Origin of the sequence: Aeromonas sp. RU39B, from assembly GCF_900156095.1 — a bacterium.
Classification (GTDB): Bacteria; Pseudomonadota; Gammaproteobacteria; order Enterobacterales; family Aeromonadaceae; genus Aeromonas.
In genome coordinates, this window is record NZ_FTMJ01000008.1 from 173,355 (window position 1) to 199,624 (window position 26,270).

The following is a 26,270-nucleotide window of genomic DNA, read 5'->3' on the forward strand; positions in this document are numbered from 1 at the left end:
AAAAGGAATCGCAGCACATGAGTCAGACTGAAAACGAAGATGAGTCCCTGATGGCCGATGCCTGGGCGGCGGCTCTGGAAGAGCAGGAAGGTGAGGTCAAAGCGGCTCCGCTTGAAGAGCTCAAGGAAGATGCCCCCATCTCGGCGGAAGAGCGGCGCAAACTCGACACCATTCTCGACATTCCGGTGACCATTTCGATGGAGGTTGGTCGTAGCCAGATCAGCATCCGTAACCTGCTGCAGCTCAATCAGGGCTCAGTGGTGGAGCTGGATCGGGTGGCCGGTGAGCCGCTGGATGTGCTGGTCAACGGCACCCTGATTGCCCACGGTGAAGTGGTGGTGGTCAACGACAAGTTCGGTATTCGTCTGACTGACGTCATCAGCCAGATTGAACGGATCAAGAAGCTAAAATGATGCGCCATCTGCTGTGGTTGTTCCCTTTGCCTGCACTGGCCGAGCCGGCCGGTGTGGTGGCTCCGAGCCTCACCTCCTGGCTGTTTTCCAGCCTGATGGTGATTGCTCTTATTGTGGGGTTGGGCTTTTTACTGAAAAAAAGCCGGCTAACTCAGGGGCTGAGCGGCGGCCAGATGAAGGTGATCGCGTCACTGCCACTGGGTGTTAAGGAGAAACTGATGGTGGTTAAGGTGGGGGAAGAGCAGTTTTTGCTGGGGGTGACCCCGCAGCAGGTGAGCTTCTTGTCGCGCCTTGACACTCCGCTGGACGAAGTGCAGCCGTTTGCACAGCAACTGGGCAGGTTGATAAAGAAAGATGAAAAAGAGTAGCTGGCTCTGGCTGGGGCTGGTGATGCTCGCCCCCTTGTGTCTTGCTCAGGATGGCGGCATGTCTGCCGTCACGGTGACGACCCGTGCCGACGGCAGTCAGGAGTACAGTCTGACGCTGCAGGTGCTGGCGTTGATGACCGCACTCTCTTTCTTGCCGGCCATTGTCATCATGATGACCTCGTTTACCCGGATTGTGGTGGTGCTTGGTATTTTGCGCCAAGCCATTGGCTTGCAGCAGAGCCCTTCCAACCAGGTCATCATCGGCATTGCCCTGTTTATGAGTTTCTTTGTCATGTCGCCGGTGCTCGATCGTATCAACGACGAGGCGCTGCAGCCCTATCTGGCCGAGACCATCACCGCTAAAGAGGCGCTGGACAAGGCGCAGGTGCCGCTGCATCAATTCATGCTGGCCCAGACGCGCATCAAGGATCTCAACACCTTCATGGAGATTGCTGACGTGAAGGTGGACAAGCCAACCGATGTGCCGATGCGGGTATTGATCCCGGCTTTTGTGACCAGCGAACTCAAGACCGCTTTCCAAATTGGCTTTATGCTGTTTCTGCCGTTTCTGGTCATCGATCTGGTGGTGGCCAGTATTTTGATGGCGATGGGGATGATGATGCTCTCGCCGATGCTGGTGTCGCTCCCGTTCAAGTTGATGCTGTTTGTGATGGTTGATGGCTGGAACCTCATCATGGGGAGCCTGGCGACCAGTTTCGGGCTCGGCAGCGGCTAAGGAGGCCCCATGTCCCCGGAAACCTTCGTCGATGTGTTTCGTGAGGCGCTCTGGATTGTGAGCGTCATGGTGTGTGCCGTCATTTTGCCGAGTCTGGTGGTGGGGCTAATGGTCTCTATCTTTCAGGCGGCCACCTCGATTAACGAGCAGACATTGAGCTTTTTGCCGCGTCTGATCGTCACCCTGCTGGCGCTGGCGCTCGGAGCACACTGGGGTCTGCAGACCCTGATGGATTTCTTCGTGATGCTGGTGCACCAGATCCCCGAGGTCGTGGGATGACCTTCTCCAGCGAGATGGTGCTGGCCTGGCTGGCGTCCATTGTCTGGCCGCTTTGTCGTATCAGCGGCTTGCTGATGACCATGGCGGTGTTTGGCAGTCGGTTAGTGCCCATTCAGGTGCGTATTCTGCTTTGTCTGGCCATCACGCTGGTGGTGGCGCCGGTGCTGCCGGCCATGCCCGGAACACCACTTTTCTCCGTCGGCGGGTTTCTTATCACCATTCAGCAGGTGCTGATCGGGGTTGCCATGGGTCAGTTGACCCTGTTTCTGACCGAGAGTTTTGTCATGGCTGGCCAGGTGCTCGCCATGCAGACCAGCCTGGGTTTTGCCTCACTGGTTGATCCGATGAACGGCCAGTCTGCGCCGGTGATAGGCCAGTTTTACCTGATGCTGGCCACCTTGGTGTTTTTGGCGGTCGATGGCCATCTGGTGCTGATTCGATTGGTGATCTTGAGTTTTGACACCCTGCCTGTGGCCCAGCAGGGGATTGCGTCGTTGGTCTATCGGGATATGGCTGCGTTTCTCGGTGTCATGTTCCAATCGGCGCTATTGATGTCGCTCTCAGCCATCGTGGCGCTACTGCTTATCAACTTCTCGTTTGGCGTGATGACCCGCGCCGCGCCGCAACTGAACGTATTTAGCATCGGCTTTGCGGTCAGCATGATTGCCGGGCTGTTTATCCTCTGGCTGACGATTGGCAGCTTTACCGACCACTTTGGGCGTATCTGGGAGCGGATCCAAGAGCTCCTGTGCATGGTGATTGGCACCCGCTGCGAAGGGGGCGTCGGTGGCGGATAGCGATCAGGAGCGCTCGGAGCTACCCACCGGGAAACGACTCGAGCAGGCCCGTGAAAAGGGCCAGATTGCTCGCTCCCGGGAACTGGGTACCGCCACCGTACTGCTATCCGCGTGCGCCGGACTTTACATGGTTAAAGGCCAGTTAGCAGCAGCGCTGATCCACATCTTCACCACCAGTTTTACCCTGCAGCGCGAGCAGGCATTTGATCCCAACGCCATGATTGCCCTGTTTGCCACCCTCGTGGGGTCGCTGCTGCTGCCGCTTGGGTTGCTGTTTTTTATCGTGGCGCTAGCCTCGTTTATCGGCAACATTTTGATGGGTGGCTTCAATTTTTCCACTGAAGCCATGATGCCCAAATTCAGCAAGCTCAACCCCGCCAGCGGCCTCAAGCGGATGATGGGTGTGCAGTCGCTGGTCGAACTCATCAAATCGATTGCCAAAGTCGTGTTTATCGCCCTGTTTGCCTGGGGTCTGCTATCCAGCCAGTTTGAGCACCTGATGAACCTCTCCTTTGAAGGGTTTCCCGGCGGTATCATCGATGCGCTGGAGCTGTTTCTCTGGATGATAGTCGTGCTGTGCTGCTCGTTGTTGCCCATCGTGGCCATCGATGTGCCTTTCCAGAAATGGAACCACCTGCGTCAACTCAAGATGACCAAGCAGGAGGTGAAGGACGAATTTAAAGACAGTGAAGGTAAGCCTGAGGTGAAAGGACGGATCCGTCGCATGCAGATGGAGATGGCCAACCGGCGCATGATGGCCGATGTGCCCAAGGCCGATGTGGTCATCACCAACCCGAACCACTACTCGGTGGCACTGCAATATGATCCTGCTCAGCCCAAGTCGGCACCCAAAGTGGTGGCCAAGGGGGTCGATGACGTGGCCTTCAAGATCCGGGAGATTGCCCGTGAATACGATATTCCTATCCTGCCATCCCCGGCGCTGACCCGGGCCATCTATCATGCCACCGATCTTGGCCATGAAATCCCCGAAGGGTTGTTTGCTGCAGTGGCTCAGGTGCTGGCCTATGTCTATCAGCTGCGGCAGTTCCGCCGTGGTCGTGGCCAGCGTCCGCGTCCGCTGGCGGATAATTTGCCAATCCCTGATGAATTGAAAAAGTGACAAAGTTCTGACGTAGCGTCAATAAATATAGCCACATCAATATGTTATGTCGGTGGAACGAAATTTGCTTTATGCTTGATACAGTTTGTCAGGCTAGATGTGGACGATGGACAAGACGCTGATGCTGACCCGGCTCAAAGGGTATCGCGGATGGCTCTCCAAGGGACTCGGTACCCCGCTAATGGTATTGGCGGCTCTCGGCATGGTGGTCCTGCCGATGCCGGCCTTCCTGCTCGATATGCTCTTCTCCTTTAACATCGCCCTTTCGATGGTGGTGTTGCTGGTGGCCATCTATACCCGCCGGCCGCTGGAATTTGCCGCTTTCCCAACTGTTCTGCTGGTCACCACCTTGCTGCGTCTGGCGCTTAACGTCGCCTCGACCCGTATCGTGTTGCTGGAAGGCCACAATGGCCCGGACGCGGCCGGTCATGTGATTGAAGCGTTTGGCTCGGTGGTGATCGGAGGGAACTACGCCGTCGGTATCATCGTGTTTGCCATCCTGATGATCATCAACTTCGTAGTGGTCACCAAGGGTGCCGGTCGTATTTCCGAAGTCAGTGCCCGCTTTACGTTAGATGCCATGCCTGGCAAGCAGATGGCCATCGACGCCGACCTCAATGCCGGTCTGATTAATCAAGAAGAGGCCAAGAAGCGCCGTCAGGACGTAACCTCCGAAGCGGACTTTTACGGGTCGATGGATGGTGCGTCCAAGTTCGTCAAGGGTGATGCCGTTGCCGGTATCATGATCCTGTTTATCAACATCATCGGTGGTTTCATCATCGGGATGATGCAGCATGGCCTGAGTTTTGGCGATTCAGCCCGCCTGTATACCCTGCTCAGTATCGGTGATGGTCTGGTCGCCCAAATTCCGTCACTGCTGCTCTCAATTGCTGCTGCCATCATCGTAACCCGTCAAAACACCGACCAGGACATGGGTCAGGCGGTGCTGGGTCAACTGTTTAGCAACCCGCGCTCACTCATCATCAGTGCTGCGATCTTGCTGGTGATGGGGATTGTGCCGGGGATGCCGCACTTTGCCTTTCTCTCCCTTGGCGCCGTCGCGGCAGGGCTGGCCTGGTGGCTGCTGACACTGGAAAAACGCCGCGCTGCCAAACCCAAGAAGGTGGAGGGTAGTGACCAACCGGTCAGCCAGGAGCCGCGTGAGCTGAGCTGGGATGATGTCATGCCGGTTGATATCATTGGTTTGGAAGTCGGTTATCAGCTGATCCCGCTGGTGGATCGCTCTCAAGGCGGTGAGCTGCTCAACCGGATTAAAGGGGTGCGCAAAAAGCTCTCGCAAGATTTGGGCTTTCTGGTGCCTGCCGTGCACATCCGCGACAATCTGGATCTGGCGCCCAATCAATATCGCATCACCCTGATGGGCGTCAGTACCGGCGAGGCGCAGATCTATCACGATAAAGAGATGGCCATTAACCCGGGCCAGGTGTTTGGCACCTTGCCAGGAACGCCGACTCGTGACCCGGCCTTTGGGCTGGATGCCGTGTGGATCTCTCGCGATCAGGTTTCTCACGCCCAGACACTCGGTTATACGGTGGTGGACGCGGCGACCGTGGTGGCAACCCACGTCAGTCAGCTGCTCTCAAACCATGCCGCTTTGCTGCTGGGTCACGATGAAGTGCAGCAACTGCTGGATCTGGTGGCCAAACATCAGGCCAAGCTGGTGGATGGCCTGGTTCCGGAAGTCATCAGCATGGGGAACTTGGTTAAGGTATTGCAAAACCTGCTTACCGAGGGCGTGCCTATCCGTGATATGCGGACCATACTGCAGACCCTGGTCGAGTATGCGCCGCGCACCCAGGACCCTGAGGTGCTCACTGCCGCCTGCCGTATCGCTCTGCGTCGGTTGATTGTGCAGGAGATCGCCGGCACCGAGCCCGAGCTTCCCGTGATTACGCTGGTTCCGGAGCTGGAACGCATATTGCATCAATCTCTGCAGGCAGGTGGTAACGAAGGGGCGGGTATCGAGCCCGGTCTCGCCGAGCGGATGCAGCGCTCCCTGGTCGAAGCCACCCAACGTCAGGAGCTGGAAGGTCAGCCGGCAGTCTTGCTGACATCAGGAATTTTGCGCAATACCTTGGCCAAGTTTGTTAAGAATGCCATTCCTGGGTTGCGCGTCCTGTCCTATCAGGAAGTCCCTGACGACAAGCAGATCCGCATCGTCAGCGCGATAGGGCAGAACTAGTAAGCGGAGATGACAGGTGAAGATTAAGCGGTTTTTTGCCAAAGACATGCGAACGGCACTGGCCGAGGTCAAAGAGACCCTCGGGCCGGATGCAGTGATCATGTCCAACAAAAAGGTCACCGGTGGGGTCGAGATCGTGGCTGCGGTCGACTATCAGGCTCAGGTGATACCCGCCAAGGAGCCTGCTCGCTCCGCCGGTGGAGAAGAGCACGTCAATATTTCGGCGGCTGCTCGTCAGATGACCGCTGCCCGACCGGCTAAGTCAGCGAAAGAAGAGCACTACGCCGACTCTCTGGCGGCGCTACTGGCTCGCCAACAACAGGCTAGTGCGCCGGCACGTTCCCATAGTGCGGCTGATGCGCCCAAAACACTGGCCGAACAGGCTCAGTGGGAAGCGCCTGCCGCCAACAAAGCGCCGGCTCGTTCTCGCCCCGCAGCATCGGGTCGCGGCAACAGTGCGCCGGCTCGAGAGAGCGCTGGCCGCGATCGCGAGCTCGAAGCCATGCGCCACGAGATGGCCAGCATCCGCAAGTTGCTTGAGCATCAAATCTCCGGACTGATGTGGCAGGAAGTGGAGCGCCGCGAGCCAATGCGGGCGCTGCTGATTAAAGAGCTCAAGAAGATTGGTCTGGATGACGCCTTTACCGACCAGCTGGCCAGCATGGTGCCCGAAGAGATGACGGTGCACGAAGGCATGGCGCAGGTGGCCGAGATGCTGACCAGTCAGCTCAAGGTAGGCGAAGATGATATCCTGCGTCAGGGTGGCGCCGTGGCGCTGCTTGGACCAACCGGTGTGGGCAAAACCACCACGATTGCCAAGCTGGCGGCGCGCTTTGCCATGAAATATGGCGCCGATCAGGTGGCGCTCATTACCACCGATAATTATCGGATTGGTGCCCATGAGCAGTTGCAAACCTACGGACGGATCATGGGCTGCCCGGTGCGTCAGGTGCGCGATGCCGAGGAGCTGGCATCGGTGCTCTATCAGTTCCGCCACCGCCGTCTGGTGCTAATTGATACGGCAGGAATGGGCCAGCGGGATATTCGCCTGACCGAGCAACTTGACACCCTGGTTAAAAATGCCAAGGTTCGCATTCGCAGTTATCTGGTGATGCCGGCCACGGCTCAGCGCCGGGTGCTGCAAGAGGCTGTCGATCACTTCAAGCGTATTCCCCTTAGTGGCTGCATTCTGACCAAGCTCGACGAGAGCTTGAGCCTCGGGGAAGTGATCAATGTATGTATCGAGAATGCGTTGCCCATCAGTTATGTCACCGACGGGCAACGGGTTCCGGAAGATATTCGGCTGGCCGAGCCCGCCGAGCTGGTCGCCACGGCCATAGGCTCTTTGGAGAAACAACCGGAAGAGACCTATTTCTGGGGTGTAGGCTACGGCGAGACGGAAGATTCGGAATTTTATGAGTAACGTATATATGGATCAGGCAAGTGGGCTGCGCAAAATGCGTCAAAACAACCGGGTGAAAGTGATCGCCGTTTCAGGCGGCAAGGGTGGGGTGGGCAAGACCAACGTCACCCTCAATGTGGCCGGAGCCATGGCAGCGCAGGGCAAGCGGGTGATGGTGCTGGACGCCGACCTCGGCCTGGCCAACGTCGATGTCATGCTGGGGCTGCGGGTTCATCGCAACCTTTCCCATGTGCTGGCTGGGGAGTGCTCCCTCGATGACATCATTATCGAAGGTCCCAACGGTATGATGATTGTGCCGGCAACCTCCGGCACCCAGTCGATGGTTGAACTGTCACCGGCTCAGCACGCCGGCCTCATTCGCGCGTTTAGCGAGATGAAAACACCTATCGATATCCTGATGGTGGATACCGCAGCCGGTATCTCCGACATGGTGCTGAGCTTTTCCCGCGCCGCCCAGGACATCATGGTGGTGGTGTGTGATGAGCCCACTTCGATTACCGATGCTTACGCACTTATCAAGATCCTCTCCAAGGAACACGGTGTCTTCCGCTTTAAGGTGGTTGCCAATATGGTCCGCAGTTTGCGTGAGGGGCAGGAACTTTTTGCAAAATTAACCCGGGTTACCGATCGTTTCCTTGAGACTTCGCTCGAATTGGTCGCTTGTATCCCTTACGACACCAACCTGCGTCAGTCTGTTCGCAAGCAAAAATTGATTGTCGACGCCTTTCCCAAGTCCCCGGCCTCATTGGCATTTCGGGCCTTGGCCAACAAGGCGGCGAGCTGGCCAGTACCGAGCCAGCCCGGCGGTCACCTCGAGTTTTTCCTCGAGACGCTTTTGAACAAGCCGACCACAATAAAGGAAGGTTCTCGTGAATAAAGCCCAAGCATACTTTCGCCAACAGGATTCTTATGCGCTTATCGAGCGCCATGCACCTCTGGTTAAGCGCATCGCCCAGCACCTGTTGGCCCGTTTGCCCAGCAGCGTTCTGCTCGATGACTTAATCCAGGCGGGTATGATTGGGTTGATTGAAGCGTCCCGCAACTTTGACGGGGGCAAGGGCGCAAGTTTTGAAACATATGCCGGTATCCGCATCCGCGGGGCTATGCTTGACGAGATACGGCGTGGGGATTGGGTCCCCCGTTCGGTTCATCGCAACAGCCGGATGATCGCCGAAGCGATCAATCAGGTTGAAAAGGCCCAGGGGCGTGATGCCCGGGACAATGAGGTTGCATCGCAGCTGGGTGTGGAGCTCGAGGAGTATCACACCATGCTGCAGGACGTCTCTTGCGGCAAGATCATCGGTATCGAAGATCTGGGTGTCAGCGAGGATGTGCTCTCGACCGAGGGTGCCTGTGTCAGTCACGGCTATGAAGATTTGGCTGCCGAACGCTTTCAGGCTGCGTTGGCCGAGAATATAGCCACCCTGCCTGAACGTGAGGCTCTGGTGCTGTCGCTTTACTATGATGAAGAGCTCAATCTCAGGGAGATTGGCGAGATTCTCAATGTAAGCGAATCGCGTGTTAGCCAGATCCACAGCCAGGCAATGCACAGATTGCGAGCTAGATTGCGCGATTGGCAGGCATAACTCTTTGTACTAGCTACACTAAAAACACGGTGTAGGGCATAATGTTCATAACAATCTCGGCATTCTGCATCAGCAACGCTGGCTGCCCGACGGGTGGCCATTTAGGAGGGAATTTTGGACAAGAACATGAAAATCCTCATTGTTGACGATTTTTCGACAATGCGCCGGATTATCAAGAACTTGCTAAGAGATCTTGGCTTCAACAACACCCATGAAGCCGATGACGGCAACACTGCCCTGCCAATGCTTAAAAATGGCGACTTCCAGTTTGTCGTGACTGACTGGAACATGCCAGGCATGCAAGGGATCGATTTGCTCAAGGCGATTCGCGCCGATGACAAGCTCAAGCACCTGCCGGTGCTGATGGTGACGGCAGAAGCCAAACGTGAGCAGATCATTGAAGCGGCTCAGGCAGGCGTTAACGGTTATATCGTCAAGCCGTTCACTGCGGCGACTCTGAAAGAGAAGCTCGATAAGATTTTCGAACGTATCGGCTAAGGAGCGCCAAGGATGACGGCCAAAACGGGCGCAATCATTACGCTTGAACAGGCAAGGATGCTCGTCGCCTATCTTGAACAGGACGAGTTCGGGAAGGCGGACGAACTGCTGGCGGAGGTGTGTGTTCCCAACGCCAACACCTTGTTTGAGAAAGTCGGGCAATTGACTCGGCAACTGCATGATTCATTGCAGGAATTCCGGCTTGATCCCCGAATTCCCGTCATGGCGACCCATGAAATTCCCGATGCCCGTGAAAATCTCACCTATGTCATCGATATGACTGACAAGGCGGCCAACCGGACCATGGATGCGGTCGAGGCCAGTCTGCCTATTGCCGATCGACTCAACGACAGTATTCAATCCGTGCTTCCGGGTTGGCAGGCACTCATGACGCGTGAGCTCAATGTGGGCCAATTCAAAGTTTTGTGTCATCAACTCGATGATTTTCTTAAGTCTTCCGAGGTTGACGCCGATACGTTAAGAAAACTTCTGACAGAAATTCTGATGGCTCAAGACTTTCAGGATCTCACCGGTCAAATGATCCGCAGGGTCATCAAGCTGGTACAGGAAGTCGAAGTAAAATTGGTTGAGATGTTGACGATGTTTGGGGACGTGGCACCCGCTGAGGTACCAAAACCCACACTTCGCAACACGATCGAGGCAGAAGGACCTATCATCAATACCGAGCATCGCGATGATGTCGTTAATGGTCAGGATGATGTGGATGACCTGCTCTCCAGCTTGGGATTTTAACGGAGTCGACGAATGGGCTTTGAAGTTGATGAGGATATTCTGCAGGACTTTCTGGTTGAAGCATCCGAAATCTTGGAGCAACTATCAGAGCAGCTTGTAGATCTCGAAAAGCGGCCGGATGACACCAACCTGCTGAATGCCATTTTCCGTGGCTTCCACACCGTCAAGGGGGGGGCAGGTTTCCTCTCCCTGGGCGAACTGGTGGATGCTTGCCACGGCGCAGAGAACGTCTTTGACATCCTGCGTAACGGCAAGCGTCGTGTCACTTCCGAGCTGATGGATGTGATTCTGCAGGCGCTTGATGCCATCAACGAGATGTTTACTCAGGTGCAGAACCGCGAACAACCCAGTCCTGCATCCGATGACCTGCTGCACGATTTGCACGAGTTGTGCAAACCGGAAGGGGAAGAGCAGCTGCGTACCACCGGTGCCGGTGGCGTAGCGGGCGCGGTTGCCGAGCCGGCAGCTGAGCCTGAACCTCAGGTGCAGCTGGTTGAAGAGGAGCCTCTGCCTGAGGAGATGCCGCTCGAGCCGACATCCGGTGGCACCATTGATGAGATTTCCGCCGATGAATTCGAGCGTCTGCTCGATGAACTGCATGGCGCCGGGAAGAGCCCCACTAAAGAGCCGACTCCGCTGCTTGCTGGAAGTGGCGATATTACCGACGATGAATTTGAAGCGCTGCTTGATCAGCTGCACGGCAAGGGTCAGCACGCGGGCGCCGCGGTCACCAACCCGCTGCAAAATGTGCAGCAGGAAGTGGATCAACTCATCGATGATGACGAGTTCGAGCGTCTTCTGGATCAGCTGCATGGCAGCGGCCAGGGCCCGACGGTTCCAGGTAGTGCCCCTGCGGCTAAACCGGCTGAAGTCCCTGTCGCTGCTGCGCCAAAAGTGGAAGCACCGGTTGCTGCAGCCAAACCTGAGCCAGCCCCTGCGGTTAACAAGCCTGTAGCCCCTGTCGCTAAAGCGGAGAGCAAGCCAGCTCCGTCAGCCAAGCCGGTTGCTACGGCGCCCGCGCCTGCTCCCAAAGCTGAGAGCAAACCGGCGGCGGCACCTGCCAAAGCACCTGCAGCTTCCGAAAATAAGGAAAGCGCTGCTGCTCAGGCTGATACCACGGTTCGTGTCGACACCAAGACCTTGGATGTCATCATGAACATGGTGGGTGAACTGGTGCTGGTGCGTAACCGCTTGGTTAGCCTCGGCATTGCCAGCAATGATGAGGACATGTCCAAGGCCGTCGCCAACCTGGATGTGGTTACCGCCGATCTGCAAGGCGCGGTCATGAAGACCCGCATGCAGCCTATCAAGAAGGTGTTCGGTCGTTTCCCACGGGTGGTTCGCGACCTGGCTCGTTCACTCAAGAAAGAGATTGAACTGGTTCTGATTGGTGAAGATACCGATCTGGACAAAAACCTGGTTGAGGCACTTGCCGATCCGCTGGTTCACCTGGTGCGTAACTCCTGCGACCACGGCGTTGAGATGCCGGATGTGCGTGAAGCCGCTGGCAAACCACGTCAAGGTACCATTACCCTGAGCGCCTCCCAGGAAGGGGATCATATTCTCCTCTGTATCGAGGATGACGGTGCCGGGATGGATCCGGAGAAGCTCAAGTCGATCGCCATCGAGCGTGGCGTACTTGACCCGGATGCCGCCGCCCGCATGACTGATAATGAGGCTTACAACCTGATCTTTGCCGCCGGTTTCTCTACCAAGAAGGAGATTTCTGAAATCTCCGGTCGCGGTGTCGGCATGGACGTGGTCAAGACCAGCATCATTAGTCTCAATGGCTCGATCCACATCGACTCTTCCAAGGGCAAAGGGACTCGTCTCGAGATCAAGGTTCCGTTGACCCTGGCCATTCTGCCGACCTTGATGGTTGAAGTGGGCAAGCAGACATTCGCTTTGCCGCTCAGCAGTGTGAGCGAGATTTTCCACCTGGATCTGAAAAAGGCCAACATGGTGGATGGGCAGCTCACCATCATTGTGCGTGAGAAGGCCATTCCGCTGTTCTACCTGCAACACTGGCTGGTGCGTAACAATCGCCACTACAAGACACGTCAGGATGCGGGGCATGTGGTGATTGTCCAGATTGGTATCCAGCAGATTGGCTTCGTAGTGGACAACCTGATCGGGCAGGAAGAGGTGGTGATCAAGCCGCTCGACAAACTGCTGCAGGGCACTCCAGGCATGGCCGGCGCCACGATTACCAGTGATGGGGGGATCGCCCTGATCCTGGATGTACCTAGCCTACTCAAGGCGTATGCCCGCCGTCATTGATTGATATCAGCCTGAATCGGGAGATAAAAGAACAATAATGGCTGTAAAAGTGTTAGTGGTTGATGATTCGAGCTTTTTCCGGCGACGGGTGAGCGAGATCATCAATCAGGATCCGTCAATGACTGTGATCGACACGGCCCAAAATGGCCGTGAGGCGGTGGACAAGGTGATCGCGTTGCATCCTGACGTGATCACCATGGACGTGGAAATGCCGGTGCTGGACGGGATCAGCGCCGTGCGTGAAATCATGGCCAAGTGCCCCACGCCGATTCTGATGTTCTCCTCTTTGACTCATGAAGGCGCCAAAGCGACGCTCGATGCCCTCGAAGCGGGGGCACTCGACTTTTTGCCCAAAAAGTTTGAGGACATCGCTCGCGATAAGGAAGAGGCAGTCAGTCTGCTGCAACAGCGGGTTAAGGAAATTTCCCGCAAGCGCTTCCTGCTTGGCTCACGTGCTCGCGCCGCAACGCCTGCCAGCGAACCGGTTAGCTCTGCTCGCCCAATGACGCCCCGTGCGCCTGTGGAGCGCCCGGCAGCGGCAACTGCGCCGGCTCCAGTGTTTAAGCGTTCCGGCAAAAGCTATCAGTTGGTAGCAATCGGAACATCCACCGGCGGCCCGGTAGCGCTGCAAACTGTGCTGACCCAGTTGCCGGCGGATTTCCCGCACCCCATTTTGCTCATTCAGCATATGCCTGCGACTTTTACCGCGGCGTTTGCCGCCCGTCTCGACGGGTTGTGCAAGATCGGCGTAAAGGAGGCTGCAGACGGTGATGTGCTGCGTCCGGGTCAGGCCTATCTTGCTCCGGGCGGCCGGCAAATGCTGTTGGAAGGGCGTCCGGGCTCTGCGCGAATCCGCATTATTGATGGAAATGACAAGGTGAATTACAAGCCTTGCGTTGACATCACGTTCGCGTCAGCGGCAAAAGCGTATGCTGACAAGGTGCTGGCTATTGTGCTGACCGGTATGGGCGCCGATGGCCGTGACGGTGCGCGTCTGCTCAAAGAGCAGGGCTCGACCATCTGGGCACAGGACGAAGCCAGTTGTGTTGTCTACGGGATGCCGCAGGCGGTTGCCAAGGCGGGCATCGCTTCGGAATCGCTACCCCTTGATCGGGTTGCGCAGCGGATTTTGGTGGAGTTAGGCCGCTAATGGTCGGATGGCTGGGCTTTTTGTTCGCGCTTGGTTGTGTTGCTCTTGCCCAGCAGTGGCATGGAGGCAGCCTGCTGACGCTGATTGATGGCCCGGCGTTTGTGATTGTGATGGGTGGCACCCTCGGTGCCGTGGTCTTGCAGACCCCGGTCAAAGGGCTGGCCCGTGCTGCCCGTCAACTACGGCTGTTGTTTACCAATCAAGCGTACGATCTTGAGGCGCAAGCCGTCCGGTTTGAAGTGTGGCTGCAGCGCTCACGTCAATATGGTTTTCTCTCCTTGGAAACGCTCTCGGAAGAGGAGTCTGATCCCTTCACGCGCAAAGGTTTGGCGATGCTGGTGGATGGCGTGGAGCAAGAGCAGATGAAGGCGATGCTTGAGGAGGAGATTTTTCTCGAGCAGGAGCGTAACGAACACACCGCCCGGGTATTTGAATCCATGGGCGGTTACAGTCCCACAGTCGGTATCATCGGAGCTGTGCTGGGGCTCATTCAGGCGATGAAGAGCCTTGAGCATCCCGATCAACTGGGGGCCGGTATTGCGGTGGCGTTTGTCGCCACTATCTATGGTGTCGGTTTTGCCAACTTGCTCTATTTGCCGATTGCTAACCGGCTGCGGGCTCTGCACTACCACCATCTTCTGTTTCAGGAGATGACGCTGGAGGGGCTGATGAGTATCGCCCGGGGTGACAATCTGGGTCAGTTGCGTCTGCACATGCAGATGTATCTTAAGGGAGAATAGCCATGCGACGCCGCCATCGCCTGCATCAGCAGGGGCGCGAGCACCTGGACCGCTGGCTGGTTTCCTACGCCGATTACATGACTCTCATTTTTGCCCTATTTGTCGTGCTCTATTCGGTCGCTATGGTAAATAAAGAGAAGTATCACGGCATACTCGAAAGCCTGACCCAGGCATTCAGTCAGACAGCGCCTGTGCGTGATGGATTGTTAGAGGGGAGCACCGGATTACTGGACTCGGCTGAACTGCCACCGGAGTCGGCCTCGGTGGTGGCGAGCGAGCCACCCGCAACGATGATAGCCGGTAAACGTGATGGCGCATCTCTTGCATCGATTGATGCAGCCCTGATTAAGGCGTTGACCGGGATTGCCGAGTCGGGTCAGGTCAAGGTCAATCGTGATGACGAGTGGCTGACCATTGAGCTCAATTCAGGGATGTTGTTTGCCAGCGGGAGCGCCACCTTATCGATAAGGGCAGACGGCGTGCTCAAGGCGGTGACCGATGTGGTCAGTCCGGTCAACAACTATGTTCGGGTGCGCGGCTATACCGACAACCAGCAGATCCGCAACGAGCTGTTTCGCTCTAACTGGCAACTGTCGGCGGCGCGCGCCAGTGCTGTACTCGATGCCCTGATGACTCATGGCATTGATCCACATCGATTAGCGATGGAAGCCTATGGAGAGTTTTCTCCTTGGGCCGATAACGGTAGTGAGGCTGGCAGAGCGCAAAATCGCAAGGTCGTGATCGCGCTCTCCCGTTATGGCTGGACACCGGCACCACCTGCCAGCCCACCGGTAGAGGAGACGGTTACTACACCGTCACCCGCGCCCAGTGCGGGCACCGGCTCGAGTGACATTAAAACGATAACATTGCCACAAGGTGGCATCAGAATAACGACCAGGCAGGATTGATAACGTGAGAGTGTGGACGGTAGCAAACCAAAAAGGCGGTGTAGGCAAAACCACAACGGTGGTTTCGCTGGCCGGTATCCTTGCCCAGCGGGGCAAGCGGGTGCTGCTTATCGACACTGACCCCCATGCCTCATTGACGGCATACTTTGATTATGACTCTGATGGTCTCGACGCTACCCTCTATGAACTGTTTCAGGCGCCGCGCCCAACCCGAGAACTTGTCAAAAAACTGACACTCGAGACTAAGTTTACCAATATTCATCTGCTCCCTGCCTCCATTACCCTGGCAACCTTGGACCGGGTGATGGGTAATCGCGAAGGGATGGGGCTGGTGCTCAAGCGTGCCTTGCTGCAGATCCAGGATTTGTACGACTACGCCATCATCGATTGTCCGCCCGTGTTGGGGGTCATGATGGTCAATGCGGTCGCCGCCTGTGATCGGATTTTGGTTCCGGTTCAGACCGAGTTTCTGGCCCTCAAGGGGCTGGAGCGAATGATGAAGACCTTCGAGATCATGCAACGCTCGAAGAAAGGGGGCTTTCGTTACACCGTCGTTCCCACCATGTTTGATAAACGGACTCGCGCCTCCCTGATGACCCTTAAATCGATCAAAGAGCAGTATGGAGACGCCGTGTGGCCCTCGGTGATCCCGATTGATACCAAATTCCGTGATGCGAGTTTGCTGCATATTCCGCCGTCGATCTTCTCGCCGGGAAGTCGAGGCACTTATGCCTATCAGACCTTGCTGCAATTTCTCGATGCCCTCGACAAGAAAGAGCGTCTGGAGGTGGCATCATGAGAGAGTCTACCCAAATTCGGGCCATGGATGACTACTTCCATGCCCTGCTGCTTGAAGAGGAATCCGTCGCTGAGGTTGCGGTTGCCGAGCCGGTTGTTCAACTGCAGCCGGTGGCGAGCCGGCGTGAAGAAGCGCGCCCTTATCTTGAAGAGCCGCAGCGTCTTGAGCGTTTGAGCGAATTACTGGCTCAGGTCGGCCAGGTGCACGAGGAGATGGAGGCGATCTCGACCCAGCAGGTTGAAGCGCTGACCATTGAGGCCGAAGTCATTACGCTGCCGCAGACCGAAGCCTTGCCCGAGGTAGTGAGCGAGCCGCTGGTGGATACGGTGATTCCGCAAGTGGACACCGTGGTGACCACCGAGGTTGCAACCCAGACCGAGCTGGCGGCTGAGCCTGAGCCGTCGCCGGAAGAGTGGCGCAATATCGAGCTTGGCAATGAATTCCAGGCACTGTTTTTCGATGTGGCTGGCGTGACGTTTGCCGTGCCACTTACCGAGCTTGGCGGGATCCACAAACTCGGAGACATCACCTCACTGTTTGGTCAGGCCCCCTGGTTTCGCGGCATCATGACCCAGCGCGAGCAGAAGCTAAAAGTGGTGGATACGGCACAGTGGGTGATGCCGGATAGTTCCCATGACGATATGCCTGCGTATCATTATCTGATCACCTTGGGCGATTCTAGCTGGGGGTTGAGCTGTCATCATCTCAAGGGCACCGAGCGGTTGCGCCAGGATCAGGTGAAATGGCGTAATCAGGAAGGAAAGCGTCCCTGGCTGGCAGGGATGGTCAAAGAAAAGAAGTGTGCACTACTGCACGTGCAGGAGCTGTTACGGTTACTGGAACGTGGCGTCAACATCGAAGGACGCTGATAACAGGGCAGTCGGGCATTTTTGTTGCTAGTTTTACCTAAGACGTATTCATACAAGGAACACGACGATGAGCGAAAAGCGCAATGTTGCACAAAACCTGGCAGAGGACGAAGTACTGCAGTGGGTGACTTTCCAGCTGGAAAATGAAACCTACGGCATCAATGTGATGCAGGTTCAGGAAGTGCTCCGTTACACCGAGATTGCTCCGGTTCCGGGCGCGCCTGACTATGTGCTGGGGATCATCAACCTGCGTGGTAACGTGGTCACCGTCATCGATACTCGCTCCCGTTTTGGCCTGCCGCCGGCAGAAGTGAGTGAAAACTCCCGTATCGTCATCATCGAGGCTGAAAAGCAGGTGATCGGTATCATGGTCGATAGCGTGGCGGAAGTGGTCTATCTGCGCTCGTCCGAAATCGATGTGGCTCCGGCTGTCGGCACCGAAGAGAGCGCCAAGTTCATTCAGGGTGTGAGCAATCGCGACGGACTGCTGCTGATCCTGGTGGATCTCAACAAGCTGCTCACCGACGAGGAGTGGGAAGACATCGGTTCCCTCTAAGGCTACATGCTTCAATCGCTGATCGAATGGCTGGCCCTTGGGCTAGCCACTGTTTCCCTGTTGGTTGTCATCATCTTGTGGCGATCCCTTGGTCGTGTCCGCTCGGCGGCCAAAGAGGAGCGAGAGCAGCTGCTTGGCAAAGTAGAAAGCCTGCGCCGGCAGCTGGTCGAAATGCACTCTGGTACCATCGGCATGGGCCAACGCCTGCAAGCGATGGAGGGGCTGGTCAACCGTCTTCAGGATAACCAGCAGGAGCTCAGTCTGCAGGATCCGGAGCGTAAGCTCTATAGCCGCGCTGCCAAGATGGTCGAGCTCGGTGCCGACATTGAGGAGCTGATGGCCGAGTGCGAGTTGCCCAAGGCGGAAGCCGAGCTGCTCATCTCCTTGCGCAAAGGGCGCCCCTAGTCCAAGTGGGAACGACGTTGAAGTGGGAAGGGCTACCTTCCCTTTTTTGCCTTACTGGCGATCACACTTTTCACCAATAGTTAACTCATCAATGAAATGGTCCATGTGGTTCCTGTGATAGACTGCGCTCGCTGTCTGTTAACCACAGGGTCACCATGCTCCAAGCCCGTCAATTGACATGTGTTCGTGAAGATAGAACGCTGTTCGAATCGCTCTCATTTGATATTGCGCCCGGTGATGTAGTACAGCTGGAAGGTCCCAACGGTGTGGGCAAAACCAGTCTGCTGAGGATCTTGGCCGGTTTGTCCCAGCCCCACGCAGGCAGCGTCTGCTGGCAGGGGGAGGAGATCCGCCACTGCCGCGATGAATACCACGCAAATTTGCTCTACCTCGGCCACCATGCCGGGGTAAAAACAGCACTGACCCCCTATGAAAACCTCTCGTTTTACCAGCGTATGCATCATCCATCCGGTCAGCGTGATCTGTGGGAAGTGCTGGCTCGCGTGGGTCTGGCTGGCTTTGAAGAGACGCCTTGCGGCCATCTTTCGGCCGGTCAGCAGCGGCGTGTTGCGCTGGCAAGACTGTGGCTGTGTGACGAGCCGCGCTTGTGGATCCTCGACGAGCCGTTTACGGCGATTGACCGAAACGGCGTGCGCATTCTTGAGTCGCTGTTTGTCAGCCATGCCGATAAGGGCGGCATGGTGCTGCTCACCACACACCAGGAGATGGCGCTCTCACCTGAGCGGCTACGCCGTTTAAGCCTGTCTGCTGGATTGCGGGGGGCTGCCTGATGTTCGATATCCTGTGGCAAGTGATTCGCCGTGAATTATTGATGGCAGTGCGTCAGCGCTCCGATATCCTCAATCCGCTCTGGTTTTTTCTGATTGTCATCACGCTGTTTCCGCTCGGAATTGGCCCGGAGCCGGCACTGCTGTCACGCATGGCGCCCGGCATCGTCTGGGTGGCAGCGCTGCTCTCGGCCATGCTCTCTCTGGAGCGGCTGTTTCGTGATGACTTCGCCGACGGCTCCCTCGAGCAGTTGATGCTCACTCCCTGTCCTTTGCCGCTGGTGGCGCTGGGCAAGGTGAGTGCCCACTGGCTGCTCACCGGTTTACCTCTGCTGCTGCTCTCTCCTCTGGTGGCAGTGCTTTTGTCGATGGATTGGCAAACCTGGCAGGCCGTGGCGCTGACGCTGCTGCTCGGTACACCGGTGCTGAGCCTGCTCGGCGCCATCGGGGTGGCGCTGACGGTGGGGCTGCGCCGTGGTGGCGTGTTGCTGAGCCTGCTGGTGTTGCCGCTGTTTATTCCCGTGCTGATTTTTGCGACATCAGCCATTGATGCAGCCAGCATGGGATTAGCGTACAACGGTCAACTGGCGATATTGGCAGCTCTGCTGGCGGGCTCGTTGACCCTGACACCCATGGCGGTTGCCGCCGCGCTGCGAGTGAGTCTGCATTAACGCTTTTTGAGCTGGATCAAGAGGTTGGTCGCGTTATTCAGATTTAGGTATTTCCTATGTCCATTTAGACGGTAAGGTAGCCTCTCGCCAACCAGATAATGACAACAAAGGTATTGTGAGCTATGTGGAAATGGTTGCACCCTTACGCCAAACCCGAGCGGGCCTATCAACTGGCCGGTCAACTGCTGCCCTGGTTTGCGCTTGTCTCTGCTATCACCTTTATCATCGGACTGGTATGGGGCCTGCTGTTTGCACCGGCTGATTATCAGCAGGGTGATTCCTTTCGCATCATCTACATCCACGTGCCAGCGGCCATCTGGTCCATGGGGGCTTACTCCACCATGGCGGTGGCTGCGCTGATTGGTCTGGTGTGGCAGGTGCGTATGGCGGACATGACAGTGGCGGCCATTGCCCCGGTTGGCGCCGTCTTTACCTTTGTCGCCCTGTTCACTGGCGCCGCCTGGGGCAAACCCATGTGGGGTGCCTGGTGGGTATGGGATGCCCGGCTCACCTCTGAGCTTATCCTGCTGTTTCTCTATCTGGGGGTGATGGCGCTCTATCAGGCCTTCAGCGACAAGATGCTGGCAGGTCGCGCCGCCGCCATTCTGGCGCTGGTGGGGGTGGTGAACCTGCCCATCATTCACTACTCGGTGGAGTGGTGGAATACCCTGCACCAGGGCGCCACCATCACTAAATTTGCCAAACCGTCGATTGCGCCTGCCATGTTGTGGCCCCTGCTGATCATGATTGTCGCCTTTGCCAGTTTTCTGGGCGCCCTGACCTTGATGCGTTTTCGCAATGAACTGCTTGAGCGGGAGTGGCAGCGTCCCTGGGTGCAAGCTATCGCCGAGCAGGAGAAATAGTCATGCAGTTTGCCTCGTTTGCTGATTTTCTTGCCATGGGCGGTTACGCCTTCTATGTCTGGCTGGCCTTTGGTGTGACCTTGATTTCGTTGCTTGGCCTGCTGCTGGTGACCCGCTCGCGCCGTCGCCATCTGTTAACCGAGTTGCGCCGTAAACAGGCGCGGGAGTCCCGCCGGATGGCGGCACGTTCGCTGGAGAATACCCTATGAATCCGAGACGCAAGAAGCGGCTATCCATTTTGCTGGCCATTCTGGTCGGGCTCTCTGCGGTGACGGGCTTGGTGCTCTACGCCTTGAGCCAGAACATCGATCTCTTCTACACGCCGACGGAACTGATCAATGGCAAGGGGCCGGAGAAGCTCAAACCCCACGAGGGGCAGCGTCTGCGTATCGGTGGGTTGGTGGTGCCGGGCTCGGTCAAGCGGGCCAGTGACAGTCTTAAGGTGACGTTCCAGCTGGTGGATGGCGGTGGCGGTCTGGTGACTGTCGCTTACGAGGGTATTCTTCCGGATCTGTTCCGGGAAGGGCAGGGGATTGTCGCTCAAGGTACCTTGCGTGATGCCACTACCATCGATGCGTTCGAAGTATTGGCAAAGCATGACGAGAAATACATGCCGCCGGAGGTGTCCGACACCCTTAAAGGGATGCAGCATTTCAAACCGCAGTCCAGTGATGCGCAGCGAAAAGGGAGCCAGTCATGATCCCGGAGTTGGGACAATTTGCCCTGATCCTCTCGCTGACGGTGGCGCTGCTGCTGGGTGTCTATCCGTTGTGGGGGGCTCACCGCGGTCATGTGGGCATGATGCGAAGTGCCCGGCCACTGGCCTATGTGCAGTTTGGGCTGCTCTTGATAGCGTTTGGTTCGTTGACCTGGGCGTTTATCAGCAACGATTTCACAGTGCTCTATGTGGCGAGCAACTCCAACAGCCTGTTGCCGGTGATCTACCGCATCTCGGCGGTGTGGGGGGCGCACGAAGGTTCCTTATTGCTGTGGGCGCTCACTCTTGGCGGCTGGACGGCTGCGGTCGCGCGTTTTAGCCGTGGCTTGCCGCTGGATGCGGTGGCCAGAGTGCTGGGCGTGTTGGGGCTGATTGCGGTGGGTTTCAGTGCGTTTATTCTGTTTACCTCCAACCCATTTACCCGCACGCTGCCGTTTTATCCGGTGGATGGGCGCGATCTTAACCCGCTGCTGCAAGACCCCGGTCTTATCTTCCACCCGCCGATGCTCTACATGGGCTATGTGGGATTTGCCGTGGCATTTGCCTTTGCTATTGCGGCGCTGCTGACCGGGCGGCTTGATGCCACCTGGGCCCGTTGGTCACGCCCGTGGACCATGGCGGCCTGGATCTTCCTGACGCTCGGTATCGCACTTGGCTCCTGGTGGGCCTATTACGAGCTGGGCTGGGGCGGCTGGTGGTTCTGGGATCCGGTAGAAAATGCCTCCTTCATGCCCTGGCTGGCGGGCACGGCGCTGCTGCATTCGCTGGCCGTCAGCGAAAAGCGGGCGACCTTCAAAGCCTGGACAGTGTTGCTGGCGCTCTCGGCGTTTTCGCTCAGTTTACTTGGGACCTTTCTGGTGCGCTCGGGTGTGCTGGTCTCGGTGCATGCCTTTGCCAGCGATCCGACCCGTGGCCTGTTTATTCTGGGCTTCTTGCTGGCGGTGATCGGCTCTTCACTGCTGCTTTATGCCTTCAAGGGTTCGCAGGTGCGCAGTCACGGCAAGTTTGAGCTGTGGAGCCGTGAAACCCTGCTGCTGGGCAACAACGTGCTGCTGGTGGCGGCGCTGTTAACCGTACTGCTTGGTACCTTGCTGCCGCTGGTACACAAAGAGCTGGGGCTGGGTAGCATCTCCATCGGTACGCCGTTTTTTAACCATATCTTCAGCTGGCTGATTATCCCATTTGCCCTGCTGCTGGGCGTTGGCCCTCTGTTTCGCTGGCGCCGGCAATCTTTGGGGGAACTGCGCGGCAAGGTAGCGCTGGCCCTGATTATCAGCCTGATGGCCGCCATCGCTTTGCCGCTGTGGCTGGCAGGCTCGGTGCAGCCCTGGGCGGCGCTTGGTGTGGGGCTCGGGGTCTGGATCATCATCACCAGTATTCAGGAAACCTGGACGCGCGCCACCTGGCGCCAGCCGTTTGCTAGCGGCATTACCCGTTTGGGCAACAGCCACTGGGCGATGATTTTGGGCCACGTGGGGTTGGCGGTCACTATCATCGGGATTGCCTGCACCCAGAACTACAGCATTGAAAAAGATCTGCGCATGCAAGCGGGCGATCGCGCCGTGTTTGCCGACTACGAGTTTGTCTTTACCGGGATTCGTGAGCAAGATGGCCCCAACTATCAGGCTTTTAAAGGCGTGATTGAAGTACACCGCGATGGTAAACAGGTGGCACTGCTCAAACCAGAGAAGCGCAACTACACCGTGACTCGCATGCCAATGACGGAAGCGGCGATCGACGCCGGCTTTGGCCGCGACCTCTATGCCGCGCTGGGTGAACCCCTTGGCGATGGCGCCTGGGCGGTGCGTCTTTATTACAAACCGATGGTGCGCTGGATCTGGGTCGGTGGCCTTATCATGGCGCTCGGCGGCCTGCTTGCGATGTTCGATCGTCGTTACCGTTTATCATCCCGTCGTGAGGAGGAGAAGGCATGAGCCGCCGCACCTGGTTGTTCCTCATCCCGTTTTTCATTTTTGTAGTGGGGGCCGGTTTTTTGTTTCGCGGCCTGTTTAGCGATCCGCGCAAACTCGAATCAGCGCTTATCGGGCAACCGGTGCCGGAATTTGCCCTGCAGGATCTGTTTGATCTCGGTAAGCGCCATGACCGCTCGCTGCTAACTGGTCGCCCGCTGCTGCTCAACGTTTGGGCAACCTGGTGCCCAACCTGTCAATCCGAGCACGCCTATCTGGCACAGCTGGCAGGCGAGGGCGTCAGCATCGTCGGTATGAACTACAAAGACGATCGCAACAAGGCCATTGGCTGGCTGCGAGATCTGGGCAATCCCTATCAGGTGACCCTGTATGACCCCGATGGCATGCTGGGGCTGGATCTGGGGGTATATGGCGCGCCGGAGACCTTCTTTATCGACAGCAAGGGCATCATCCGCTATCGCCATGTGGGCGATATCAATCCCGAGGTGTGGCAATCGACCCTCAAGGCCATCTATGAGGGGTTGCAATGACCAAACTGCTGCCACTGCTTGCCTGTGTGTGGATGCTTTTTTCGCTGCCGGTGCGGGCCGATATCGACGTTTACCAGTTTGATAATGACAACCAGGAGCAGGTGTTTCGTGAGCTGACCCGGGAGCTGCGTTGTCCCAAATGTCAGAACCAGGATATTGCCGACTCCAATGCGGGTCTGGCCAAGGACCTGCGTGACAAGACCTATCAGATGCTGCGCGCCGGCAAGAGCAAGCAGGATGTAATTGATTACATGGTCGCTCGCTATGGCAACTTCATTCTTTATGATCCGCCGCTGATGGCCTCGACCCTGATCCTCTGGCTGGCGCCGTTGGGTGCCATTGTGCTCGGCATGCTGTTTATTGTGCTGCGTAGTCGCAAAACGGCGGTGGTGTCGGCCGAGCTGACGGAACAAGAGCGGCAACGACTGGCTCGCTTGCTCGATGAGGAACAGAGATCATGACCGGATTAGTGATGGTTGCCCTGCTGCTTATCGTGCTCTGCGCATTGGCCCTGTGCCTGCCGTTATGGCGCGCTAACCTGCCGCAGGGCGGGCTTACCCGCAGTGAACTGAACCGCCGGCTGTATCAGCGCCGGCTGGTGGAAATCGAGCAAGAGCGTGAAGTCGGCGTGCTCGGTGATGAGCAGGAGACCCTGGTCGAGCTGCAGCGCAGTCTGCTGGACGATGTGCCGGGGGCCGAGACGCCAGCGAGCGCTGGTGCTCGCTGGGTGTGGCTGCCCGGGGTGCTGGCGCTGGTAGTGATCAGTGTCGGGCTGTACTGGCATTTGGGAGGGTGGCGCGAAGTGATGGCCTGGCAAAGCGCCAGCAGCCGGCTTAGCGAGCTCTCCAACCGCATTCTGGTTGAGCGCGACAGTCAGGTGACCGAGCAGGATCTGCAGGATTTCACACTGGCGCTGCGTACCCGTTTGCAAAGCGATGGTCAGGATTACCGTGGCTGGCTGCTGCTGGGTCGCCTGCTGCTCGACAGCAATGATGGCGAGTCGGCCGAGCAGGCGCTGGAGCGGGCTTACCGGCTGTCCCCTGACCCTGATCTGGTGGCGGTGCCTTACGCCCAGGCGCTGATGACCAATGGCGATGAAGCGCGTGCCCGTGAGTTGCTGGGCAAGGTGTTAGCACGCAACCCTTCCAATCTGGAGGCGCGCTCGCTAACGGCCTTTATGGCACTGCAAAAAGAGGATTATCAAGGCGCGTTGGCCGAATGGCAGAGTATGTTGCCGCTGCTGGAAGCGGGCTCTGCACGCTATCAGATGATTGAGCGCTCCATGAACTATGCCCGCCAGCAACTGGCTGAGCGTGCGCCGGTGGTTCATGGTGCCAGCGCCGGGCAGAGTGCGGCATCGGCTGCCAGCGGCTTCCCGCTCACGGTGACGCTCTCGGAAGGGGTCACGCTGCCCGAGCACAGCTATCTGTTTGTCTATGCCGTGGAGCCCGATGGCCCGCCGATGCCGATTGCGGTACAGCGCATCGAATCGCCCCGTTTCCCTGTGTCGCTGCGCCTGACCGATGCCGACGCCATGATGGAGGGCGGTAAGCTTGCCGATCATCCCAAGCTGCAGTTTCGGGCCCGGATTTCGGCCAGTGGCAACGTGATGGATCGCAGTGGTGCTTGGGAAGGCGCGTCGCAACCGGTTGATTTACAGGCGCCCATGCCGGTGTCGATTGACATTCGCATCGATCACCCTCTTTAATTCTTCTCTTGGCGCCGTTTTGCTTGAGCGGCGCTTCAACTAGAATAAATCCAATACACACAACAAGATGGTGTCAGTCATGCAATTGCGAGTGGCAGCGTTGCTGCCGTTTTTATTGCTGGCCGGTTGCGCCGGTGGTCCCCCTAAGGAAGGGCCTCCCAGTCTGCCGGATCCTTCGGGTGACAAGCCCAATGCCAAGGCGATGAGCGTGGCCAAAGATCTCCGCGATCCGTTTGAAGGCGCCAACCGGGCCATGTGGGCGGTCAACTATGACGTACTCGAGCCCTATGCCGCCAGGCCTGCCGTGCATGGCTACGCCAAGTTGCCGCAAGGGGTGCGCACCGGGATTGGCAACTTCGTTGAGAACTTCAACGAGCCGAGCAGCATGGTTAACCACCTGCTGTCGGGCGATTTGAAAGGGGCGGGGACCAACTTGGGTCGCTTTACCATCAACACCACCATCGGTGTGCTCGGTATTTTCGACGTGGCTAAACACATGGGACTGGAGCGCAACATGCTTGGGTTCGGCACCCTGCTCGGTCGCATGGACATCGGCAACGGCCCTTACATGATGCTGCCGGGCATGGGCCCGACCACTGGGCGGGAGCTGACCGGGGATGTGGTGGATACCCTCTATTTCCCCTATTCACTGCTGACCTGGCCGGTGCGTGTGGTGCAGTGGACACTGGGCGCGCTCGACAGCCGCTCCAAGCTGATCCCGCAAGAGCCGATGATTGACAACGCGCTCGACCCATATGGCCTGACCAAGGACTTCTATCTGCAATATGCCCAGTCCAAGGTCGATGGTAAGCCGGTCAAGCTGGAGGTATCTGCACCTGCGGCCGAGTCCAAGCCATCCACCCCATCGGATGACAAAGAGCTCGATCAATATATGGACGAGATCGACAAGTAACCTATTGGCATCGAACGTCTGTGCAATTCAGCCGGCCTCCAGTGTGAGGCCGCTGTTATTTAAGATGAGTAGAGATGGCTGGTTGATGCTTCAGCGGTCATTACTGAGATCGCGTCAGGTGCCAGACGCTGGATAATTCTGCGCATTAGCATAAAAAACGCCCCGCACAGTGAACTGCACCCCAAAAGTTGGACGCAAATCCAACCTTTGGGGTATTTTCATGGCTAGGTATGACGAAAGTTTCAAGTTGACTGTAGTTCAAGAC

Annotated in this window: 30 protein-coding genes; all 30 read left to right on the forward strand. The window is 57.3% G+C overall.

Annotation, left to right across the window (positions count from 1 at the left end; genetic code table 11):
• The first annotated feature begins 17 nt into the window (after window positions 1-17).
• The 30 genes from fliN (at window position 18) to BW958_RS12800 (ending at window position 26,005) form a co-directional block, all read left to right on the forward strand.
• The gene (gene fliN / locus BW958_RS12655; protein WP_076576110.1) at window positions 18-413 is read left to right on the forward strand and encodes a flagellar motor switch protein FliN; all 396 of its coding nucleotides are present in this window, start codon (window positions 18-20) and stop codon (window positions 411-413) included.
• On the forward strand, window positions 410-781 hold the full coding sequence (gene fliO / locus BW958_RS12660) for a flagellar biosynthetic protein FliO (RefSeq protein WP_076576111.1): 372 nt from the start codon (window positions 410-412) through the stop codon (window positions 779-781). The genes fliN and fliO overlap by 4 nt, the downstream gene beginning before the upstream one ends.
• Complete coding sequence (gene fliP, locus BW958_RS12665; RefSeq protein ID WP_076576112.1) at window positions 768-1,517, forward strand: flagellar type III secretion system pore protein FliP; 750 nt, start codon at window positions 768-770, stop codon at window positions 1,515-1,517. Before fliO ends, fliP begins: the two co-directional genes overlap by 14 nt.
• 9 nt (window positions 1,518-1,526) lie before the next feature.
• A complete protein-coding gene (fliQ, locus tag BW958_RS12670; RefSeq protein ID WP_076576113.1) occupies window positions 1,527-1,796 on the forward strand; it encodes a flagellar biosynthesis protein FliQ in 270 nt (89 codons plus the stop codon).
• Window positions 1,793-2,593: a flagellar biosynthetic protein FliR gene (fliR, locus tag BW958_RS12675; protein WP_076576114.1), complete on the forward strand. Its 801-nt coding sequence runs from the start codon at window positions 1,793-1,795 to the stop codon at window positions 2,591-2,593. Before fliQ ends, fliR begins: the two co-directional genes overlap by 4 nt.
• Window positions 2,583-3,713 (forward strand): flagellar biosynthesis protein FlhB, encoded by a 1,131-nt coding sequence (gene flhB, locus BW958_RS12680; RefSeq protein ID WP_076576115.1) that lies wholly within the window; start codon window positions 2,583-2,585, stop codon window positions 3,711-3,713. Before fliR ends, flhB begins: the two co-directional genes overlap by 11 nt.
• A 106-nt stretch (window positions 3,714-3,819) precedes the next feature.
• Window positions 3,820-5,916, forward strand: a complete 2,097-nt coding sequence (gene flhA / locus BW958_RS12685; RefSeq protein ID WP_076576116.1) for a flagellar biosynthesis protein FlhA — start codon at window positions 3,820-3,822, stop codon at window positions 5,914-5,916.
• Between the two features lie 16 nt (window positions 5,917-5,932).
• A complete protein-coding gene (gene flhF, locus BW958_RS12690) occupies window positions 5,933-7,339 on the forward strand; it encodes a flagellar biosynthesis GTPase FlhF (RefSeq protein WP_076576117.1) in 1,407 nt (468 codons plus the stop codon).
• A 34-nt stretch (window positions 7,340-7,373) separates the two neighbouring features.
• Window positions 7,374-8,216 carry a MinD/ParA family protein gene (locus BW958_RS12695; RefSeq protein WP_372629728.1) on the forward strand — a complete coding sequence of 281 codons (843 nt, stop codon included), beginning with the start codon at window positions 7,374-7,376 and terminating at the stop codon, window positions 8,214-8,216.
• Window positions 8,209-8,925 (forward strand): RNA polymerase sigma factor FliA, encoded by a 717-nt coding sequence (locus BW958_RS12700; protein ID WP_076576119.1) that lies wholly within the window; start codon window positions 8,209-8,211, stop codon window positions 8,923-8,925. Before BW958_RS12695 ends, BW958_RS12700 begins: the two co-directional genes overlap by 8 nt.
• A 114-nt stretch (window positions 8,926-9,039) precedes the next feature.
• Complete coding sequence (gene cheY / locus BW958_RS12705) at window positions 9,040-9,423, forward strand: chemotaxis response regulator CheY (protein WP_005357654.1); 384 nt, start codon at window positions 9,040-9,042, stop codon at window positions 9,421-9,423.
• A gap of 12 nt (window positions 9,424-9,435) precedes the next feature.
• On the forward strand, window positions 9,436-10,176 hold the full coding sequence (locus tag BW958_RS12710) for a protein phosphatase CheZ (RefSeq protein ID WP_076576120.1): 741 nt from the start codon (window positions 9,436-9,438) through the stop codon (window positions 10,174-10,176).
• A 12-nt stretch (window positions 10,177-10,188) separates the two neighbouring features.
• A complete protein-coding gene (locus BW958_RS12715) occupies window positions 10,189-12,456 on the forward strand; it encodes a chemotaxis protein CheA (RefSeq protein ID WP_076576121.1) in 2,268 nt (755 codons plus the stop codon).
• A 37-nt stretch (window positions 12,457-12,493) separates the two neighbouring features.
• Window positions 12,494-13,606: a protein-glutamate methylesterase/protein-glutamine glutaminase gene (locus tag BW958_RS12720; protein ID WP_076576122.1), complete on the forward strand. Its 1,113-nt coding sequence runs from the start codon at window positions 12,494-12,496 to the stop codon at window positions 13,604-13,606.
• Window positions 13,606-14,346, forward strand: a complete 741-nt coding sequence (locus BW958_RS12725; RefSeq protein ID WP_076576123.1) for a flagellar motor protein — start codon at window positions 13,606-13,608, stop codon at window positions 14,344-14,346. Before BW958_RS12720 ends, BW958_RS12725 begins: the two co-directional genes overlap by 1 nt.
• A 2-nt stretch (window positions 14,347-14,348) precedes the next feature.
• Entirely contained in the window at window positions 14,349-15,254 is a 906-nt protein-coding gene (locus BW958_RS12730; RefSeq protein ID WP_076576124.1) for a flagellar motor protein MotB, read from the forward strand.
• A gap of 4 nt (window positions 15,255-15,258) precedes the next feature.
• The gene (locus BW958_RS12735; protein WP_076576125.1) at window positions 15,259-16,053 is read left to right on the forward strand and encodes a ParA family protein; all 795 of its coding nucleotides are present in this window, start codon (window positions 15,259-15,261) and stop codon (window positions 16,051-16,053) included.
• A complete protein-coding gene (locus BW958_RS12740; protein WP_076576126.1) occupies window positions 16,050-16,922 on the forward strand; it encodes a chemotaxis protein CheW in 873 nt (290 codons plus the stop codon). The genes BW958_RS12735 and BW958_RS12740 overlap by 4 nt, the downstream gene beginning before the upstream one ends.
• Before the next feature lie 67 nt (window positions 16,923-16,989).
• Window positions 16,990-17,478, forward strand: coding sequence for a chemotaxis protein CheW (locus BW958_RS12745; RefSeq protein ID WP_076576127.1), 489 nt, complete (start codon window positions 16,990-16,992; stop codon window positions 17,476-17,478).
• Window positions 17,479-17,496: 18 nt separating this feature from the next.
• Window positions 17,497-17,883 (forward strand): DUF2802 domain-containing protein, encoded by a 387-nt coding sequence (locus BW958_RS12750; RefSeq protein WP_083687334.1) that lies wholly within the window; start codon window positions 17,497-17,499, stop codon window positions 17,881-17,883.
• A 155-nt stretch (window positions 17,884-18,038) separates the two neighbouring features.
• Window positions 18,039-18,674 (forward strand): cytochrome c biogenesis heme-transporting ATPase CcmA, encoded by a 636-nt coding sequence (gene ccmA / locus BW958_RS12755; protein WP_076576129.1) that lies wholly within the window; start codon window positions 18,039-18,041, stop codon window positions 18,672-18,674.
• The gene (gene ccmB, locus BW958_RS12760; protein ID WP_076576130.1) at window positions 18,674-19,342 is read left to right on the forward strand and encodes a heme exporter protein CcmB; all 669 of its coding nucleotides are present in this window, start codon (window positions 18,674-18,676) and stop codon (window positions 19,340-19,342) included. Before ccmA ends, ccmB begins: the two co-directional genes overlap by 1 nt.
• Before the next feature lie 122 nt (window positions 19,343-19,464).
• Window positions 19,465-20,205: a heme ABC transporter permease gene (locus BW958_RS12765; protein ID WP_076576131.1), complete on the forward strand. Its 741-nt coding sequence runs from the start codon at window positions 19,465-19,467 to the stop codon at window positions 20,203-20,205.
• Between the two features lie 2 nt (window positions 20,206-20,207).
• On the forward strand, window positions 20,208-20,414 hold the full coding sequence (gene ccmD / locus BW958_RS12770; RefSeq protein WP_076576132.1) for a heme exporter protein CcmD: 207 nt from the start codon (window positions 20,208-20,210) through the stop codon (window positions 20,412-20,414).
• Complete coding sequence (gene ccmE / locus BW958_RS12775) at window positions 20,411-20,905, forward strand: cytochrome c maturation protein CcmE (protein WP_076576133.1); 495 nt, start codon at window positions 20,411-20,413, stop codon at window positions 20,903-20,905. Before ccmD ends, ccmE begins: the two co-directional genes overlap by 4 nt.
• A complete protein-coding gene (locus BW958_RS12780; protein ID WP_076576134.1) occupies window positions 20,902-22,857 on the forward strand; it encodes a heme lyase CcmF/NrfE family subunit in 1,956 nt (651 codons plus the stop codon). Before ccmE ends, BW958_RS12780 begins: the two co-directional genes overlap by 4 nt.
• Entirely contained in the window at window positions 22,854-23,384 is a 531-nt protein-coding gene (locus tag BW958_RS12785; protein ID WP_076576135.1) for a DsbE family thiol:disulfide interchange protein, read from the forward strand. The genes BW958_RS12780 and BW958_RS12785 overlap by 4 nt, the downstream gene beginning before the upstream one ends.
• On the forward strand, window positions 23,381-23,845 hold the full coding sequence (locus tag BW958_RS12790) for a cytochrome c-type biogenesis protein (RefSeq protein WP_076576136.1): 465 nt from the start codon (window positions 23,381-23,383) through the stop codon (window positions 23,843-23,845). Before BW958_RS12785 ends, BW958_RS12790 begins: the two co-directional genes overlap by 4 nt.
• Window positions 23,842-25,092 (forward strand): c-type cytochrome biogenesis protein CcmI, encoded by a 1,251-nt coding sequence (gene ccmI / locus BW958_RS12795; protein WP_076576137.1) that lies wholly within the window; start codon window positions 23,842-23,844, stop codon window positions 25,090-25,092. Before BW958_RS12790 ends, ccmI begins: the two co-directional genes overlap by 4 nt.
• Before the next feature lie 79 nt (window positions 25,093-25,171).
• Window positions 25,172-26,005 (forward strand): MlaA family lipoprotein, encoded by an 834-nt coding sequence (locus tag BW958_RS12800; protein ID WP_076576138.1) that lies wholly within the window; start codon window positions 25,172-25,174, stop codon window positions 26,003-26,005.
• The last annotated feature ends 265 nt before the right edge of the window (window positions 26,006-26,270 follow it).